At 35.4% G+C, this 17382-nt stretch carries 18 protein-coding genes; 13 read left to right on the forward strand and 5 right to left on the reverse strand.

The window, feature by feature from the left end; all coding sequences use genetic code 11:
* Window positions 1-19 precede the first annotated feature (19 nt).
* The 5 genes from hemE (at window position 20) to O1A01_RS05865 (ending at window position 5809) form a co-directional block, all read left to right on the forward strand.
* Window positions 20-1075, forward strand: a complete 1056-nt coding sequence (gene hemE / locus O1A01_RS05845) for a uroporphyrinogen decarboxylase (RefSeq protein ID WP_270065772.1) — start codon at window positions 20-22, stop codon at window positions 1073-1075.
* 14 nt (window positions 1076-1089) lie between these two features.
* A complete protein-coding gene (gene hemH, locus O1A01_RS05850) occupies window positions 1090-2031 on the forward strand; it encodes a ferrochelatase (RefSeq protein WP_066420543.1) in 942 nt (313 codons plus the stop codon).
* Between the two features lie 116 nt (window positions 2032-2147).
* Window positions 2148-3548, forward strand: coding sequence for a protoporphyrinogen oxidase (gene hemY, locus O1A01_RS05855; RefSeq protein ID WP_270065773.1), 1401 nt, complete (start codon window positions 2148-2150; stop codon window positions 3546-3548).
* A gap of 194 nt (window positions 3549-3742) precedes the next feature.
* Window positions 3743-4522: an enoyl-ACP reductase FabI gene (gene fabI / locus O1A01_RS05860; protein ID WP_066420545.1), complete on the forward strand. Its 780-nt coding sequence runs from the start codon at window positions 3743-3745 to the stop codon at window positions 4520-4522.
* 276 nt (window positions 4523-4798) lie between these two features.
* Window positions 4799-5809: a LacI family DNA-binding transcriptional regulator gene (locus O1A01_RS05865; RefSeq protein WP_066420547.1), complete on the forward strand. Its 1011-nt coding sequence runs from the start codon at window positions 4799-4801 to the stop codon at window positions 5807-5809.
* Between the two features lie 53 nt (window positions 5810-5862).
* On the opposite strand, the gene yhfH is transcribed toward O1A01_RS05865, so the two are convergent.
* Entirely contained in the window at window positions 5863-5997 is a 135-nt protein-coding gene (gene yhfH, locus O1A01_RS05870; RefSeq protein ID WP_084380692.1) for a protein YhfH, read from the reverse strand.
* Window positions 5998-6218: 221 nt separating this feature from the next.
* On the opposite strand from yhfH, the gene O1A01_RS05875 reads away from it, so the two are divergent.
* The 4 genes from O1A01_RS05875 to O1A01_RS05890 all read left to right on the forward strand — a co-directional run bounded on the left by O1A01_RS05875 (window position 6219) and on the right by O1A01_RS05890 (window position 10566).
* Window positions 6219-6962 carry an MBL fold metallo-hydrolase gene (locus O1A01_RS05875; RefSeq protein WP_066420548.1) on the forward strand — a complete coding sequence of 248 codons (744 nt, stop codon included), beginning with the start codon at window positions 6219-6221 and terminating at the stop codon, window positions 6960-6962.
* Between the two features lies 1 nt (window position 6963).
* Window positions 6964-7950: a lipoate--protein ligase gene (locus O1A01_RS05880; RefSeq protein WP_066420549.1), complete on the forward strand. Its 987-nt coding sequence runs from the start codon at window positions 6964-6966 to the stop codon at window positions 7948-7950.
* A 181-nt stretch (window positions 7951-8131) separates the two neighbouring features.
* Entirely contained in the window at window positions 8132-9685 is a 1554-nt protein-coding gene (locus tag O1A01_RS05885; RefSeq protein ID WP_270065774.1) for a fatty acid--CoA ligase family protein, read from the forward strand.
* 101 nt (window positions 9686-9786) lie between these two features.
* Window positions 9787-10566, forward strand: coding sequence for an enoyl-CoA hydratase-related protein (locus O1A01_RS05890; protein WP_066420551.1), 780 nt, complete (start codon window positions 9787-9789; stop codon window positions 10564-10566).
* A 42-nt stretch (window positions 10567-10608) separates the two neighbouring features.
* On the opposite strand, the gene O1A01_RS05895 is transcribed toward O1A01_RS05890, so the two are convergent.
* Together O1A01_RS05895 and O1A01_RS05900 are read right to left on the reverse strand one after the other, a co-directional pair.
* Entirely contained in the window at window positions 10609-11445 is an 837-nt protein-coding gene (locus O1A01_RS05895; protein ID WP_270065775.1) for a putative bifunctional diguanylate cyclase/phosphodiesterase, read from the reverse strand.
* A complete protein-coding gene (locus O1A01_RS05900; RefSeq protein ID WP_270065776.1) occupies window positions 11409-12299 on the reverse strand; it encodes a sensor domain-containing protein in 891 nt (296 codons plus the stop codon). Before O1A01_RS05900 ends, O1A01_RS05895 begins: the two co-directional genes overlap by 37 nt.
* Before the next feature lie 221 nt (window positions 12300-12520).
* Between O1A01_RS05900 and O1A01_RS05905 the strand changes: the two genes are divergently transcribed.
* Both O1A01_RS05905 and O1A01_RS05910 read left to right on the forward strand, forming a co-directional pair.
* Window positions 12521-13243: an AzlC family ABC transporter permease gene (locus O1A01_RS05905; RefSeq protein ID WP_066420554.1), complete on the forward strand. Its 723-nt coding sequence runs from the start codon at window positions 12521-12523 to the stop codon at window positions 13241-13243.
* The gene (locus tag O1A01_RS05910; RefSeq protein ID WP_066420556.1) at window positions 13236-13547 is read left to right on the forward strand and encodes an AzlD domain-containing protein; all 312 of its coding nucleotides are present in this window, start codon (window positions 13236-13238) and stop codon (window positions 13545-13547) included. Before O1A01_RS05905 ends, O1A01_RS05910 begins: the two co-directional genes overlap by 8 nt.
* 25 nt (window positions 13548-13572) lie before the next feature.
* Here O1A01_RS05910 and O1A01_RS05915 read toward each other — a convergent pair whose 3' ends face one another.
* Window positions 13573-14154 (reverse strand): SCO family protein, encoded by a 582-nt coding sequence (locus O1A01_RS05915; protein ID WP_270065777.1) that lies wholly within the window; start codon window positions 14152-14154, stop codon window positions 13573-13575.
* A 225-nt stretch (window positions 14155-14379) separates the two neighbouring features.
* Between O1A01_RS05915 and O1A01_RS05920 the strand changes: the two genes are divergently transcribed.
* Entirely contained in the window at window positions 14380-15642 is a 1263-nt protein-coding gene (locus tag O1A01_RS05920; protein ID WP_270065778.1) for a M48 family metallopeptidase, read from the forward strand.
* A gap of 623 nt (window positions 15643-16265) precedes the next feature.
* On the opposite strand, the gene O1A01_RS05925 is transcribed toward O1A01_RS05920, so the two are convergent.
* Window positions 16266-16505, reverse strand: coding sequence for an IDEAL domain-containing protein (locus O1A01_RS05925; RefSeq protein WP_066421270.1), 240 nt, complete (start codon window positions 16503-16505; stop codon window positions 16266-16268).
* Window positions 16506-16789: 284 nt separating this feature from the next.
* Here O1A01_RS05925 and O1A01_RS05930 point away from each other — a divergent pair, with 284 nt between their 5' ends.
* Window positions 16790-17314 (forward strand): competence protein ComK, encoded by a 525-nt coding sequence (locus tag O1A01_RS05930; RefSeq protein ID WP_066421263.1) that lies wholly within the window; start codon window positions 16790-16792, stop codon window positions 17312-17314.
* Window positions 17315-17382: the final 68 nt, after the last annotated feature.

Raw genomic sequence — 17382 nt, forward strand, 5'->3', positions numbered from 1 at the left:
TAGGAAAGGGGTTAATAAAGTGAGTAAGCGTAATATAAATGACACATTTTTAAAAGCATGTCGAGGAGAAAAAACAGATTATACACCAGTTTGGTACATGAGACAGGCAGGGCGTTCTCAGCCAGAATATAGAGCAATAAAAGAGAAATATTCCTTATTTGAAATTACACATCAACCAGAGCTTTGTGCATACGTTACAAAACTTCCAGTTGATCAATATAATGTAGACGCAGCAATTCTTTACAAAGATATTATGAGTCCGCTTCCAGCGATTGGTGTAGATGTTGAAATCAAAGCAGGTATCGGTCCTGTTATTGATAATCCAATTCGTTCCATTGCAGACGTAGAAAAATTAGGTGAAATTACACCAGAAGAAGACGTTTCATACGTGCTAAATACAATTAAACTTTTAACAGAAGAACAATTAGATGTTCCTTTAATTGGATTTGCAGGCGCTCCATTTACGTTAGCATCCTATATGATTGAAGGGGGCCCTTCTCGCAACTATACGAATACGAAGGCATTCATGTATTCAGAACCAAAGGCATGGTTTACATTAATGGACAAACTAGCGGATATGACTATTCGTTATTTAAAAGCCCAAATTAAATCAGGGGCAAGTGCCGTTCAAGTATTTGATTCTTGGATCGGAGCATTAAATGTTGCAGATTACCGAACTTTTATAAAGCCAGTTATGCATCGCATCTTTAGTGAACTTCGCGAAGAAAATGTTCCATTAATTATGCATGGAGTAGGTGCTAGCCATTTAGTAAATGATTGGCATGACCTCCCAATTGATGTTGTTGGATTAGATTGGCGTCTACCAATCCAAGAAGCAAGAGAGAGAGGAATTACGAAAGCTGTTCAAGGTAACTTAGACCCAACGATACTAAAGGCCCCTTGGGAAGTTATTGAAGAGCGTGCGAAAGAGATCATTGACCAAGGATTGCAACAACCAGGACATATTTTTAATCTTGGACATGGAGTATTCCCAGAAGTAGATCCGGCAGTATTGAAAAGACTAACAGCCTTTATTCATGACTATTCTAGTTCAGTAGTAGCTAAACAAAAATAAGAGGTGTACAAATAATGGCAAAGAAAAAAATGGGATTATTAGTGATGGCATACGGAACCCCATATAAAGAAGAAGATCTAGTTCCATACTATACTCATATTCGTCACGGGAGAACACCGTCAGATGAAATGATACAAGACTTAAGGGATAGATATGACGCTATTGGGGGCATTTCTCCGTTAGCACATATTACGAAAGAACAAGCAAATAGTTTATGTGCACATTTAAATGAAGTTCAAGATGACATCGAATTTAAAATGTACTTAGGATTAAAGCATATTGAACCATTTGTTGAAGACGCGGTTAAACAAATGCATGAGGACGGAATAGAAGAAGCAGTAAGTATCGTTTTAGCTCCTCATTTCTCTACTTTTAGCATTAAATCGTATAATGGTCGTGCAAAAGAAGAAGCGGAAAAGCTTGGTGGCCCAATTATTCATTCGGTTGAAAGTTGGTATACGGAACCTAAATTTATTCAATATTGGTCTGAGAAGATTAAAGAAATTTTTAGTAACATGGATACTGCTGAAAGAGAAAAAGCTGTATTAATTGTTTCAGCACATAGCTTACCTGAAAAAATACTTAAAATGGGTGACCCTTACCAAGATCAGTTACAAGAAACTGCAGATTTAATCGCAAAAGAGGCAGGCATTAATAATTATTATATTGCTTGGCAGAGCGAAGGAAATACTCCTGAACCTTGGTTAGGTCCTGATGTACAGGATATTACTCGTGAATTGTATAAGGAAAAAGGATATACTTCTTTCGTATATGCACCTGTAGGCTTTGTTTCTGACCATTTAGAAGTACTATATGACAATGATTATGAATGTAAAGTAGTGACAGATGAATTAGGAGCAAAATATTATCGTCCTGAAATGCCTAATACGCAACCACTATTCATCGATGCTATGGGAACAACTGTATTAGAACTGTTAAAGAAACATACAAGATAATTAAATACTCCTAATTAATTGAAAAGGGAATGTTGGTGCTAGTTTTTATGATGAATAAAAAACTAGCTCTTCTTTTTTCAATGTTAATTTTAATTTTGAGAAGAAGGCGATATAGGATGAGTGAGGAAAAAAAGAAGGTAGTCATCGTTGGTGGGGGAATAACGGGTCTTTCCGCAGCTTATTACTTACAAAAAGAAATAGAAGCAAACAAGCTACCTATTAGTATAACTCTAGTCGAATCTACAAGTCGTTTAGGTGGAAAGGTTCAAACCGTTTCAAAAGATGGTTATATTATTGAGAAAGGTCCGGATTCTTTTCTTACAAGGAAGGAAAGTGCTTCAAGACTTATAAAAGAATTAGGATTAGAAAAGAAAAAAGTTAGGAATACATCAGGTACTTCTTTTATTCTATTAAAAGGAAAACTATACCCAATTCCCGATGGAGCAGTTATGGGAATACCAACAAAAATGTCTCCGTTTGTCACAACAGGCTTATTTTCACCTTTAGGAAAAGTAAGGGCAGCTGGCGATCTAATCTTACCAACAAGTAAAGAAAAAGGTGATCAATCTGTTGGGAGCTTTTTTCGCCGACGTTTTGGAGGAGAGGTGGTAGAAAACTTAATAGAGCCCCTTCTATCTGGAATATACGCTGGAGATATCGACCAATTAAGTTTACAAGCGACCTTTCCTCAATTTCAAAAGGTAGAACAAAAACATCGTAGTCTTATATTAGGAATGAAGCAAACAATGCCACCAGCCCCAAAGAATAAAGTAGGAATGTTTCAGACATTAACTACAGGCTTACAAAAGATGATCGATACTTTAGAGGAAAAATTACATGATGTACAAATACTACGCACTATTAAAGTATTAAATATAGATAAAACAGAAAAAGGCTATTGTTTAAAGTTGAGTAATGGAGATGCAATAAAATGTGATAGTGTAATAGTTACAACTCCTCACTCTGTAACAGCAAGTATGTTTGAATCGCTCCCCTCCATGCACAATTTAGAAAAAATGCCGTCCACTTCAGTTGCAACAGTAGCTCTCGGCTTTGACGAATCAGCTATTCAAGAGAAAATGTCAGGGACGGGGTTTGTTGTCTCACGTAATAGCGACTTTTCCATAACAGCATGTACATGGACACATAGAAAATGGCCACACACAGCGCCAAAAGGGAAAGTGTTACTTCGATGCTACGTAGGTCGTGTTGGAGAAGAAGCAATAGTCGAGCAAAGCGATACGATTATAAAACGTGTCGTGATGGATGATTTAAAGAAAATAATGAACATTACTCAAGAACCAGACTTTGCGCTAATTACGAGATGGAAAAAAGCGATGCCACAATACAATGTCGGTCATAAAGATCGAATCAAAGAGGTAAAAGATTCATTAGGTAAAGTAATGCCTGGTGTAATTTTAGCAGGAAGCTCATATGAAGGTCTAGGAGTCCCAGACTGTATAGACCAAGGAGAAGAGGCTGTAAAATTAGTTCTCTCCCATTTAGCAACCACGTAAAAAAGAGAAGGTCGAAAAAGTTGGTAGAGCTAGCTTTTTGGCCTTATTTTTTTATTAACGGAAATACTCTAGCTATAATTCATAATTTTATTCCTCAACAATAGATATCAACATCACACATATGATATAATATTAGTAACAGGTACTAAAAGTAGATATTATAAACTGACGAAACTAGTTTTCAGGAGGATAAAATGGAAGATTTATTAAAACTTAAAGGTAAAAATATCGTAGTGATGGGTGTAGCAAATGAACGTAGCATTGCGTGGGGAGTAGCAAGATCCTTGTATAAAGTAGGAGCAAATCTTATTTTCACCTATCGTAAAGAACGTTCATTAGGCAGAATTAATAAAATGCTTGCGGATAATGGATATGAAGCTAAAATGGTAGTCGAATGTGATGTAAATAATGACGAAAGTATTAAAAAAGCATTTACTACTATTGGACAAGAAGTTGGAACTATTCATGGTGTCGTTCATTCCGTTGCTTTTGCAAATGCAGACGACTTAAAAGGACAATTTATTGATACGTCTCGTGATGGCTATGCCTTCGCACAAGACACTAGTGCTTATTCTTTAATTGCAGTTGCTAGAGAAGCAAAGCCTTTTATGACAGAAGGAGGCTCTATTATTACGATGTCGTATCTTGGAGCTGAACGAGTAGTGGAAGGCTACAATGTGATGGCGATTGCAAAAGCATCATTAGAAGCGTCTGTAAAATATTTGACAGTCGACCTAGGTAAGGATAACATTCGTATTAACGCAATTTCTGCAGGGGCTATTCGTACACTTGCGGCAAAAGGTGTACCATCATTTAACAAAATACTTCATAAAATTGAAGAGACAGCTCCGTTAAAGCGTAATGTGACGCAAGAAGAAGTTGGAGATATGTCCGTTGCGTTTTTAAGTAACCTTTCTCGTGGTGTAACGGGAGAAGTTATTTACGTTGATTCTGGATATAATATAATGGGTTAATACCATGGGACACATAGTTCTTTCTGCTATGTGTCTTTTTTATTTTGTATGTTTATTTCCCTTATAACAATATAATATTTTTATGTATGAAAATGGATATAATACTCATTAATCACGAGAGTAAAACGTTACCATATTAAATTAAAATAACTTTGTAATGGAGTATTTTTCAAAAAATATATTGAAAACCTTTTCATAATCTACTATACTAATATTTATGAAAACGATTTCAATTATTCTATTGAAATATTAACTTTTTTGGTAGGTGGGGGATTCGTGGCGACGATTGAAGATGTAGCAAAGCTTGCTGGACTATCACGTACAACAGTTTCACGTGTCATTAATAATCACCCCTATGTTTCAGATAAGAAAAGAAAACAGGTACTAGATGCAATGAGTGAGTTACGATATGTGCCGAATTCTTCTGCACGTAGTTTACGTAATCAAAAAACAAGTATTATTGCATTATTAATACCGAGAGTAATGAATCCGTTTTTTAGTCAACTAGTTGAGTTCATGGAAATGGAAGCAGCTAAGCATGGGTATCAAGTAATCGTTTGTCAAACTAAATATTCGGAGCAAAAAGAGCTCGAATATTTAGATCTACTAAAAACAAGACAAGTAGACGGTATTATCCTAACTTCCATTCAAAACGACTGGAAACTAATTGAACCATATTTACACTATGGGCCAATTGTTTTATGTAACGAATTTGACGATTGTGCAAATGTACCGACCGTTAAATTAAACCAAAAATATGGCGGATACATAGCGACAAAACATTTATTAGAACAAGGTCATCATCGTATTGCTTACTGTACCGGGGGATACAGAAGTAATGTTTCGAAAGGAAGAGAAGAAGGATTCAGACAAGCACTACTTGAGCATGGAGTTAAGTTTAATGAGCACTTTACATTTAACAATGCGTTCACAATTGAGGATGGGAGAAGAATTGTAAATGAGATTGTTAAATGGAAAGATAGACCTACTGCAATTTTTACTGGGGGAGATGAAGTTGCAGCAGGAATCATTTCTGAAGCAAAATGTATTGGATATAACATTCCAGAAGATTTAGCTGTAGTTGGTTTCGATAATCAAGCAATATCTAATTTACTTGATCCTACCATTACAACAGTTCATCAGCCAGTCGATCTTATGGCTGAAAAAACAGTATCTATTCTAATGGAAAAGTTGCGTACAAAACGTTACAACCAGCAAGAGGTTTATGAATTTGATTTGCAGTTAATCGTACGAGATTCAACGGTTAAACAAGGGGTTACGATATAGAAAAAGGCCAACCTTTCATCATAGAAAGGTTGGCTTTTTGCGTTTAATAAGTCTTACCTTAATTGACTTTCTAAGCAACTGTTGCATTGATTACCATAACATTCATGCTGTTCTTCAATTTCCTTCTGACATTCTACACATTTCTTCGCAGGTAAGTTTTTTAAGAATTCTGTCATTTTTATTAACATGAAGGTCACCCTTTGCCTTATATTTGTTGTAATTGTACTATAACAGAACTTGTACTGTCAACAACTGTTTTAAAACAATTTAAAAATGAATATTAAAAATAATCGTGGAAATAGGATAAATAATATTGATATGATAAACTATTACTGTAGAAATATGCTTGTTATAGCAACCCATTCAAGATAATAGAAGCGTAAAATATAACATTAGGAGTGTGCATAAATTGAAGTTAACTGTACTAGGTTATTGGGGTGGTTATCCAGCAGTTAATAGTGCAACATCAGGATATTTACTTCAAAAAGACGGATTCAATCTATTAGTAGATTGTGGTAGTGGAGTCTTATCTCAATTACAAAATTATTTAAAACCAAATGAGCTTCATGCAGTTCTAATTTCCCACTATCATCAAGATCATATTGCTGATATTGGTGTATTACAATACGCTCGCTTAATTCAAACATTTTTAGGTAATGAACTACCAACCTTACCGATATATGGGCATAGGGAAGACGAACAAGCTTTTTCAAAACTTACTCACCAAAAGGTTACAACTGGTATTGCGTACAATCCAGAAGAAACATTAACTATTGGACCATTTTCCGTTCAGTTTTTAAAAACAAGCCACCCTGTATCCTGTTATGCAATGAAAATTTCTTCTGAGGATAGTACGATTGTTTATACGGCTGATTCCAGCTATCAAGATTCTTTTATCCCATTCAGTACAGGGGCTGACTTTTTAATTGCAGAATGCAATTTGTATGCTAACCAAGATGGAAAAAGTGGTGGTCATATGAATAGTCACGATGTTGCAAAAATTGCACAGAATGCAAATGTGCAACAACTATTGTTAACGCATTTACCACACTTCGGTAAACATGACCAATTACTAGAAGAAGCAACTTCAATTTATAAAGGAAATGTAAAACTAGCAACTACTGGGTTTACTTGGCAGAAAGGAAAGATATAACATGTTATTTATTGATAATCAGGGGATTACAGATCCTAGAATTAACTTAGCAATTGAGGAATACGCGTTAAAAAACTTAAACATCGATAATACATATTTACTTTTTTACATTAATGAGCCTTCCATCATTATTGGTAAAAACCAAAATACGATAGAAGAAATTAATACAGAGTATGTAGAAGGAAATGGTATTCATGTTGTTCGTCGATTATCTGGTGGTGGGGCTGTTTACCATGACCTAGGTAACTTGAATTTTAGCTTTATAACGAAGGACGACGGGGAAAGCTTTCACAATTTTAGAAAATTCACTGCCCCGGTTGTGGAGGCGTTACAAAGTTTAGGTGTGAACGCAGAATTAAGTGGAAGAAATGATCTTCTAGCTGAAGGGAGAAAAATTTCTGGTAATGCTCAATTTTCGACGAAAGGTCGTATGTTCAGCCACGGTACGTTATTATTTGATTCAGAAATGGAAAATATCGTTTCGGCATTAAAAGTTAAAAAGGATAAAATCGAATCTAAAGGTATCAAGTCTGTTCGTAGCCGTGTCGCAAATATTAAAGAGTTTTTAACTGATGATATAACAATTGAACAGTTTAGAGAACTACTATTAAAGGCAATTTTTAAAAGTGATGATATACCGGAATATAAGCTAACAGAAGAGGATTGGGTAAAAATAAACGAAATCTCCAAAGCACGTTATCAAAACTGGGATTGGAATTACGGGAAATCACCAGCATTTAATGTTCAACACTCTCACCGTTTCCCTATCGGTCAAATCGATATTCGTCTAGAAGTGAAAAAAGGATTAATCCAAGAATGTAAAATCTTCGGTGACTTCTTTGGAGTTGGGGACGTAGCCGAAATAGAAGAGAAACTAGTTGGAGTAAAATATGAAAAGTCTGCATTAGACGATGCTTTCTCAACAATTGATGTAAAACATTATTTCGGAAATGTAACGAAGGAAGAAGTGTTAAATCTTATATACTAATTTATTAAAGAGGTTCATCATTTAGGAACCTCTTTCCCTTTTCTCTATATTGGAAAATTTAAGACAAATCCACCTTTTTAAATAATTTAAATAATGACAAAGTAGCACTTATTGTCCTATAATAGTAGTGAAATAAAATGAATGATTATTCATTCAATTAAGACGAAGGGGAGGAGTCGAAATGAATATATCTTCACAATTGAGACAAACGGCACAGGATAAACCGACAAAGGTTGCGTATATGTTTGAAGGGGAATCTAAATCGTATGGAGAATTAAATGCAGCGATCAATGCCTTTGCGTCTGGCTTAGAGAACATGGGCATTAAAAAAGGGGACCATATCGCTCTTTTACTAGGCAATTCACCATACTATATTATTGGCATGTACGGTGCAGCTCGTTTAGGTGCAACTGTTATTCCGGTAAATCCAATTTATACTCCTGAAGAAATTTGTTACATCTTAAATGATGGAGACGTAAAAGCAGTTATTATGCTTGACTTATTAGTACCTCTATTTGAGAAGCTACATGTAAGGCTACCGAAAGTAGAAAGTTATATCGTTTGTGAAACACCTGATGGAAAAGAAAAGGCAAAAGATTTGCCAGTAGAACAATTTTCAGTTTTTCCGAAATTAAAAGCGTTTACATCCGTGCTAATGCAAGGTACATATGACTATAGCGGCCCCGAATTAAAGGATGATGACATTGCGGTTATTCTTTATACTTCCGGTACGACTGGTAAACCGAAAGGTGCAATGCTAACTCATCGTAATCTTTATCGTAATGCGAAAGATGTTGCTGATTTCTTGAAGATGAATGAAAGTGATCGGGTCGTAGCAACTTTACCTATGTTTCACGTCTTCTGTTTAACAGTAGCACTTAATGCACCTTTAATGAATGGTGCAACAGTTATTATTGTTCCGAGGTTTAGTCCTCAATCGATTTTTGATGTTGTAAAAAAACACGAAGCAACTGTATTCGCGGGTGTTCCTACTATGTACAATTTCCTACTTCAGTACGAAGGTGGCAAAGTAGAAGACTTCCAATCTTTAAGATTATGTATTTCAGGTGGAGCATCTATGCCAGTAGCACTTCTCAAAAATTTCGAGAAAAAGTTTAACGTTATTATTTCCGAAGGCTATGGCTTGTCTGAAGCATCACCTGTTACTTGCTTCAACCCGCTAGATCGACCTAGAAAGGCAGGGTCTATAGGAACGAGTATAGTGAATGTTGAAAATAAAGTAGTTAATGAGCTAGGTGAGGAAGTGCCGAACGGACAAGTTGGAGAACTAATTGTAAGAGGTCCGAATGTGATGAAAGGGTATTACAATATGCCGGAAGAAACAGCTCATGCAATTCGTGATGGATGGCTGTATACAGGTGATATGGCAAAAACAGACGAAGATGGCTATTTCTATATTGTGGATCGTAAAAAGGACATGATTATCGTAGGAGGATATAATGTTTATCCTCGTGAAGTAGAAGAAGTATTATATAATCATCCGGATGTCGTTGAAGTGGCTGTTGTAGGTGTACCTGATGCTAATTTTGGAGAAGCGGTTAAGTGCTTCGTCGTTTCAAAAAATGATGTGACAGAGCAAGAACTTATCGGGTATTGCCAGCAATCGTTAGCGAAATATAAAGTCCCGAGTTCAATTGAATTTTTAGAGGAATTACCTAAAAATACGACAGGAAAAATATTAAGAAGAGCATTAAAAGAAAAATTAGGTGTGTAACAAAGGTAGAGCTACAAATTAAAATAAAGAAGGATTATCGCCTTTCTTTGGAGAAATAAGTAGGTTAGTGCAAGCGCTATCAATTGAAGGGGGCGATCAACATGTCTTATATTAACGTTCATATCGAAAATTATATAGCAACTGTTACATTAAATAGGCCAGATGCGATGAATGCATTTAACTATGATATGTTAGTAAACTTAGGGGAAGTAGCTGAAACATTACGATCTAATCCAGAAGTTAGAGTCGTTATTATTACAGCTGCAGGGGAGAAAGCTTATAGTGTTGGCGCTGATTTGAAGGAAAGGCGCACATTATCAGAACAGCAAGTAAGAAGAAATGTATATAAAATTGGAGAAGTGTTTAGTTCGATTGCTAATCTTCCACAACCGACTATTGCTGCCATTAATGGATTTGCTTTTGGCGGAGGTATGGAATTGTTATTAGCCTGTGACTTCCGAGTAGCTGTGAAGGATGCGAAAATGGGATTAACGGAAACAAGTTTAGCAATTATTCCTGGTGCTGGTGGAACGCAAAGATTACCACGAATTGTTGGGGAATCAAAGGCACTAGAATTAATACTTACGGCCAGAAGGTTTACAGCTGAAGAAGCAAGCAACTGGGGATTAATTACTAGATTAGTAAATGAACGAGCAGAATTGCTAGAAGAAGCTAAATCCTTAGCAGAAGAGTTTACCCGAAATGGCCCACTCGCCGTGCAACAAGCTAAATTTGCGATTAAACAAGGGATGAATGTAGATTTGCAAACAGGTCTACAAATAGAACGAAAAGCATACGAAGTGATTATTCCAACAGAGGACCGAGTGGAAGCATTACAAGCGTTTCAAGAAAAACGACCTCCAGTATTTAAAGGTAAATAATAGAGAAAAAACGGTAATGGGACTTTCCCATTACCGTTTTTTCTATTTAGAAAATATAAGGCTTTCAATTTCATCTTTTGATTTCGGTTTAGAAAAGTAATAACCTTGTATAATATTACAGCCATTTTCCTTTAATAAATCATATTGCTTTTCTAGTTCTACCCCTTCAGCAACCGTTTTAATATTTAAAGTTTGGGCGATGGATAAAATACCTTTCAATAAACCCATCTTAGTTGGATTACTTTCAATTTCTTTAACGAACGCACGGTCAATCTTTAAAACATCCATTGGCATGTCAATTAAATATTGGAGGGACGAGTAACCTGTTCCAAAATCGTCAATGGCGATACTTATGCCTAAATTTTTAATCTCATTAATAAAATTCATTGCATTCTCTTTTTCGTACATAAATGTTTCTGTAATTTCAAGATTTAAATATTTTGGCTCGAGCCCACTTTCATACAAAATTTCCTTTAGTTTCACAATAAAATCTTGATTATTTATTTGCTTAACGGAAACATTCACAGATATCGGGACTTTCGGATAACCTTTATGTTGCCATTCTACGTTTTGAAAAGTTGCCTTTCTTAAAACCCATATACCTAAATCAACAATTAAATCGGATTCTTCGGCAATAGGGATAAAGACGCTTGGTGGTATGTTATTACCATCTTTATCTTCCCATCGAAGAAGTGCCTCAATACCGACGAGTTCTTTTGTAAGGGCGTCAAATTGCGGTTGATAATGAAGGGAGAACTTGTCCGTATATAAATCTTGTCTCATGTTTTCGCTAATCGAGAAGAATTTTTTCGTTTGTAAATCCATATCTTTTTCATAGAATGTTAAACAATTCTTTCCTTTTGATTTTGCATGATACATCGCAATATCTGCTTTTTGCATAAGTTTTGAGAATTGTTTGCGTTACAAGGGAAGACGCTTACTCCAATGCTACCTGTTATATTTTTATATGTTTTATTTTTAGCAAATCCAGTATTAAAAATGGAAAGTACTTTTTTCGCTACTTGGACTATTTCTTTTTGTTCTTTTACATTCCTAACAATGATAATAAATTCATCGCCACTCCTTCTTGCGATAAATGAGTCTCGTATATTTGCAGAAATGAGTTGATTAGCAAGCTCTTTCAGAAATAAATCTCCTTCATGATGACCTAATGTATCGTTGACTAATTTAAAATTATCCAAGTCTAAAAACATTAGTGCGAAGTGTGATTTTTCTGTATAATGTTTTTCAATTTCTTTTTCGAGTTGTTCATCTAAATATCGTTTGTTCGGTAGTCCAGTTATGGAATCATGGTAGGCAGCATATTCTATTCGTTCACTCATTTCTTTTTGCTTTGTAATATCATTTCGAATCGATACATATTGATATACTTTTCCATTTTCGTCTAAAAAAGGAACAATAGTCGTATCAACCCAATAATAGTTACCGTTTTTTGTTTTATTTTTAATTTCGCCTTTCCACACCTTACCCGAGCCAATTGTTTTCCACATTTCTTTGAAAAACTCTTTCGGATGGTAATTAGAGTTAACGATATTATGATCCTTCCCTATTAATTCAGAACGGGGATACTGTGATATTTCACAAAATTTATCATTTGCATAAGTTATTTTTCCAGTTCGATCAGCAATTGCAACAATAGAAGAAACATCTAAGGCGAATTCAATATCTTTCATATATTTTAAGATTCTATCGTATTCTTGTTGTTCTATCATTTGGAGGCCTCCAAGTAAGTTAAAAGTAGCTATATTTTACCATGTTTTTTTCAATAGTTTATATAAATTCTAATATTTTGATAGTATGTGTGTTAAAAAAGAGTGACAACTGATTAGCTTTAGTGCTTTTTAATAGCATTGCGTTAAAGTTTCCTATTTACTTTCAGTTGAATGATTAGTATATTAATAAACAATTAAACTATTAGAGGAGGGGAAAAAGCATGGCAACTTCATCGGTGCTTGTTAGCAATCCAACACCTTTTCGGAGAGGGTTACAAGCAGGTGTAACGATTGCAATTGGCTATATGCCTGTTGCTCTTACATTTGGATTGCTTGCAAAATCGGTCGATTTAAACTTAATGGAAACGTTGATGATGAGTATTTTTGTTTTTGCAGGGGCTGCTCAATACATGGCCCTCAATATGATTGCTCTTGGAACGGGAGTATTTGAAATTGTCATGACTACTTTTATCGTAAATATTCGTCACTTTTTAATGAGTACAACGTTAAATGAAAAAGTAGAAAACGATAAAAAGTGGAAAAAAGCCCTTTATTCTTTTGGGATAACGGACGAAACCTTTTCAGTTGCAGCTACAAATGAAGGTAGACTACATACTAGTTACATGTTAGGTCTCATAATTATTTCATATTCAAGCTGGGTTGTTTTTTCTGGAATTGGACATATCGTCGGTGGAAGCTTACCTACTACTTTACAAGATAGTATGTCAATTGCGCTGTATGCTATGTTTGTCGGGTTACTCGTACCATCAATGAAAAAAAGTCGTAAAGTTATTTATCTAGCGGCTACTGCTGCCCTTTTTAATGCTTTATTTGTCCATGTTCTTCAAATGGCACAAGGTTGGGCAATTATTGTAGCAACGTTAATTAGCGCTGTCGGTATTGAATGGGTGGAACAAAAAAGGAGGGAAATAAGTCGTGAATAGTATGATTGTTATGATGATTATAGGAATGGCGGTTGTTACGTATCTCCCACGATTATTGCCCTTTATTATGTTCCAAGGAAAAGAGCTACCACCTTTTTTACAAGGTGTGCTAAAAAACGTTCCTTTTGCCATTTTAGGCGCCCTTATTATTCCTGGAGTTTTTACTATCAATCCAGATATTTGGTACGGAATTGTCGGAGTTTTTGCTGCGTTTATTGTTGCATATTTTGGAGCTAATATTATAATTGTTGTGCTCTCTTCTATTGCTATCGTTAGCTTATATGCATTACTAGTAGCAGGGTAAGAACTGCTACTAGCTCCAAATTTTTTTATAGTAATTTTTTAATGCTTTGTAATACTTTTTCTGGTTTGAATCCTTTATTTCCCATTCCGAACATTTCAACTACTTGATTTTGTTGATTTAGCAAATAAGTTGTAGAGGTATGAGTAAACATTCCGTTTCCTGGATCTTGATAATAAAACTCTAACTCGTTCGTTAAGCTACGAATATCTTCTTCATTCCCACGTAATACTTTCCATCCGTCATTTGTATCAATATTAAATGTCTCAACATATGAAGCAAGCACCTCTTTTGTATCTCGCTTTGAATCAATTGTTATCGTTAAAAATTCAACATCATCAGCAGTGATCCCAAGGGCACGTAAATCTTCTTTCAAATTATTCATATGGATGGTAGTTGCAGGACAAATATCAGGGCATTTTGTATATATGAACTCTAGTATTCTTACTTTACCAGTTTCATTTAAAGAAACGATTTCTCCATCATGTGTTTCTAGCATAATATTTTCGGGTAATTCCATCGCAAGGACTCGATAAACAGAAAAGTAATAAATTCCACTACTAATACTTAAAATAAGAATAAGAGCACAAACCCAATACCATTTTTTCATATGCATAACACCTCTTTTTAACATTTTGTAAGCTATCGGTGTAACCTACCGCAATCTCTCCTTTCCTGCAATAGAATCAAGGATGTTAAGTGTAGTTAACGGACGGTAACAAAGTTTCACCTTTATCATAAGCGATGAAAAAAAGGAGTTATATAGGTTTATGTAGAAAAGAATGAACATTGTTTGAATGCCACGGTTACTACTATGACAATAGGAGAAATGCTAATGAAGAAGTTGATGAAGTGGGGAATCATTCCGTTCATTGTGTATGCGATAATGCTATACGTTTATTTATGGTACATAGCAGATAGTTCTCTTCCGCAAGAGTTAATCGGTACGAGGGCAGATCCACATACATTTATGACTGAAAAGGAGATAATGTTAGCTAACGAATATTCGAAAATACGTAACTTCTTTTATTTTTTATCGTATCCTTACGAATGGTTTGTCTATGGAGCCATTTTATTTTTAGGCTTCAGTAAAACGTTTCAACAATGGGCTGAAAAAATTACAAGATTTCGCATATTGCAAGCAGGTATATTTATTTTTTGGTTCTCATTTTGGACAACACTAGCTATCTTGCCATTAAAGCTTTTCCGTTATTATTTTGCTAGGCAATACCAAATATCGATTCAACCTTTACCAGATTGGATTCAAGATCAGCTAATTAGTTTTTGGGAAGGTTTAGTATTACTTTGGATTGTCATTATCGTTGTTTATTTTTTAATGAGCCGATTTCAAAAATATTGGTGGATTATTACGTGGATTTTATTTATTCCGTTCGTCTTTTTCTTCATGTACATTCAACCTGTGTTGATTGACCCTTTATATAACGATTTTTATCCAATGAAAGATAAACAGCTTGAGGAGAAAATTTTAGCCCTTGCAAGTGAAGTGGATGTTAGTGCTGATCGAGTTTGGGAAGTAAACATGTCCGAAAAAACGAACTCCATCAATGCTTATGTAACTGGTGTAGGTGGTAATTCTAGAATAGTGTTGTGGGATACCCTGTTACAACGGCTGCATGAAGAGGAAATATTATTTATTATGGCACATGAACTGGGTCATTACGTATTGCACCACGTTACACTGGGAGTTACGGGGTACATTGTTTTTTCTCTTGGTGTATTTTATCTCGTATACAGGCTGACAAAGCTTATGCTTAAAAAGTGGGGAAGACAGATGCGTATACAGAGAATGGAAGAATTCGCATCTTTGCCGATATTGTTGTTATTAATCTCTGTTATTTTATTCGCAGCTAGCCCTGTTACGAATTATGTTTCAAGGCATATGGAACATACAGCTGATGTTTATGCGATTGAACTAACTGGTAATCAAGATGCTGCAATTGGTGCTTTTCAAGAAATAACGAAAGCTGGTCTGAGCGAGGTTAACCCACCAACGTTAATAAAAATCTTTCGATACACACATCCACCAATGGTAGATCGTATCTATTTTATTCAGAACTATACGGAAGAAACAAACTAACAATCTGTTGGCTCTCTAGTCGAACATTATAGAATGAACTAACTTATATGTATGCTATTTTCAGGGGCGACACCTATGCAAGTGAAATTTTGTACAAGTAGGTTCATTCGTGAACAGTATAATAGTTTTCACTTTCTAGATTGGCTTTAAGTTAGTCCGTTTCACTTCGCTGCAGACACTTGCTTGGCCGACCGTACCGCGACGTCCTGTCGCACGGTCGACACTAGCACGTCCTGTGCGTCGCCGCGGGGAGATGTCTAGCTCCAGCGCATTGGCCCAATCAAACTTCCCAGTCCGTCCGTACGATAAGTCAACATCAACTCAACTAACGTTTCCCAAAGCGTTTCCTTTATCTCCTACCGGACTGCTCCAGTTTGTACGGGCCAGATCGATGCGCTTCCGCTTTTCGTGAATTCGAGCCTCCTCGGCTGCGCCTGTGGGGTCTCGACCTTCCCTCTACATCCCGCAGGACAAGGAAGGCTTCGGCAGCATTACATCGCACGAAGAAAATGCGATAGCATTTTCGAGGAGTCAAGTGTCTTCCGCTCCGTTCCACTCACGGTTCACCCTCCACATCAGGTTTAATCAAATGAAAAAGAAGCCAAATTAGGCTTCTTTTTTTACTATTTTTCCCACTGATGAACAAACGCCTGATATTCAGCACTTAAAGATTGAAATAATACTTTGTTATTCGCATCGATAGCAGCGTCAATTTTTTCTAAAAACCGTTGCTTCTGAAATAAGAAAATTGCCTCGTCAATTACCATCTGAACATACATATTTACCATAAAACTTTCCCGTGACACTCGTTTCTCTTGGGCTTTCGACTTCATTAACTCCGTATAAGACTTTTCATTTTTCATGAGTCTTTCACCTCGAGGCCTTTTTTATATTATATGGAGTTCGCTAAATAAAATCAATAACATTTTAAATTTTTAGAAAATATTTAACCGAGTGCAAATGTCAGCAAGAATCCTTACCAGTTATGGATGCATCCACAATCGATTGTTTTGTCGAACTATAATTATAATTTGTAATTTTATAAAATAATGTGCAAAAAGATGTAGTAATATGGTATTATTTTCTTGGTTTGTATTAAATTTTACTTTATTGGTATTGTTTAAAAAATAGTGAAAGGAAGATTAGTGTGAAGAAAGAATATTTAATTAATCAAAACACTATCGCTATCGTACCGGAAAAAGTAAATAAAGTATGGATTTCGAGAGTGATAGAAACAGACGGAGAGTATTTAGTGGAGCAGCACCCGAAGTATATTATCAATCAAAACTGTTGGTATTCAGGTACAAGCTTACAAGGCAGTCAAGAATCGACGAAAGTTATAACTGGAATTACTCACAAGCAACCTATTGTTATTAACTTAGCGGAGGAACTGTTCTTTTTCCCGACGATGTCACCACGAAAGATGGAATGCATGTGGATTTGTCCTGACCATATTATTGATTCAAAAGCTAATGAATACGGCGATACTATTGCCTATTTATCTAATAATAAAACACTACAAATACCAATGTCATTAAAATCATTTAAAACTCAAATTTTAAGAACTTCTCATTTACGATTTAAATTAAGACAAAAGCAACAATTGATTAATGTTGCAGAGAGGCCATTCTTCTTCTATACAAGTTCAGCACAACGTATAAAGAAAAAATAATGAATTAATGGAAGTTTTTACGGTTCCAACGAATGAAGTCCTTCACCTTGAAAAACCCTATAAGGAAA

The organism is Sutcliffiella sp. NC1 (assembly GCF_027594365.1).
Classification (GTDB): domain Bacteria; phylum Bacillota; class Bacilli; order Bacillales; family Bacillaceae_I; genus Sutcliffiella; species Sutcliffiella cohnii.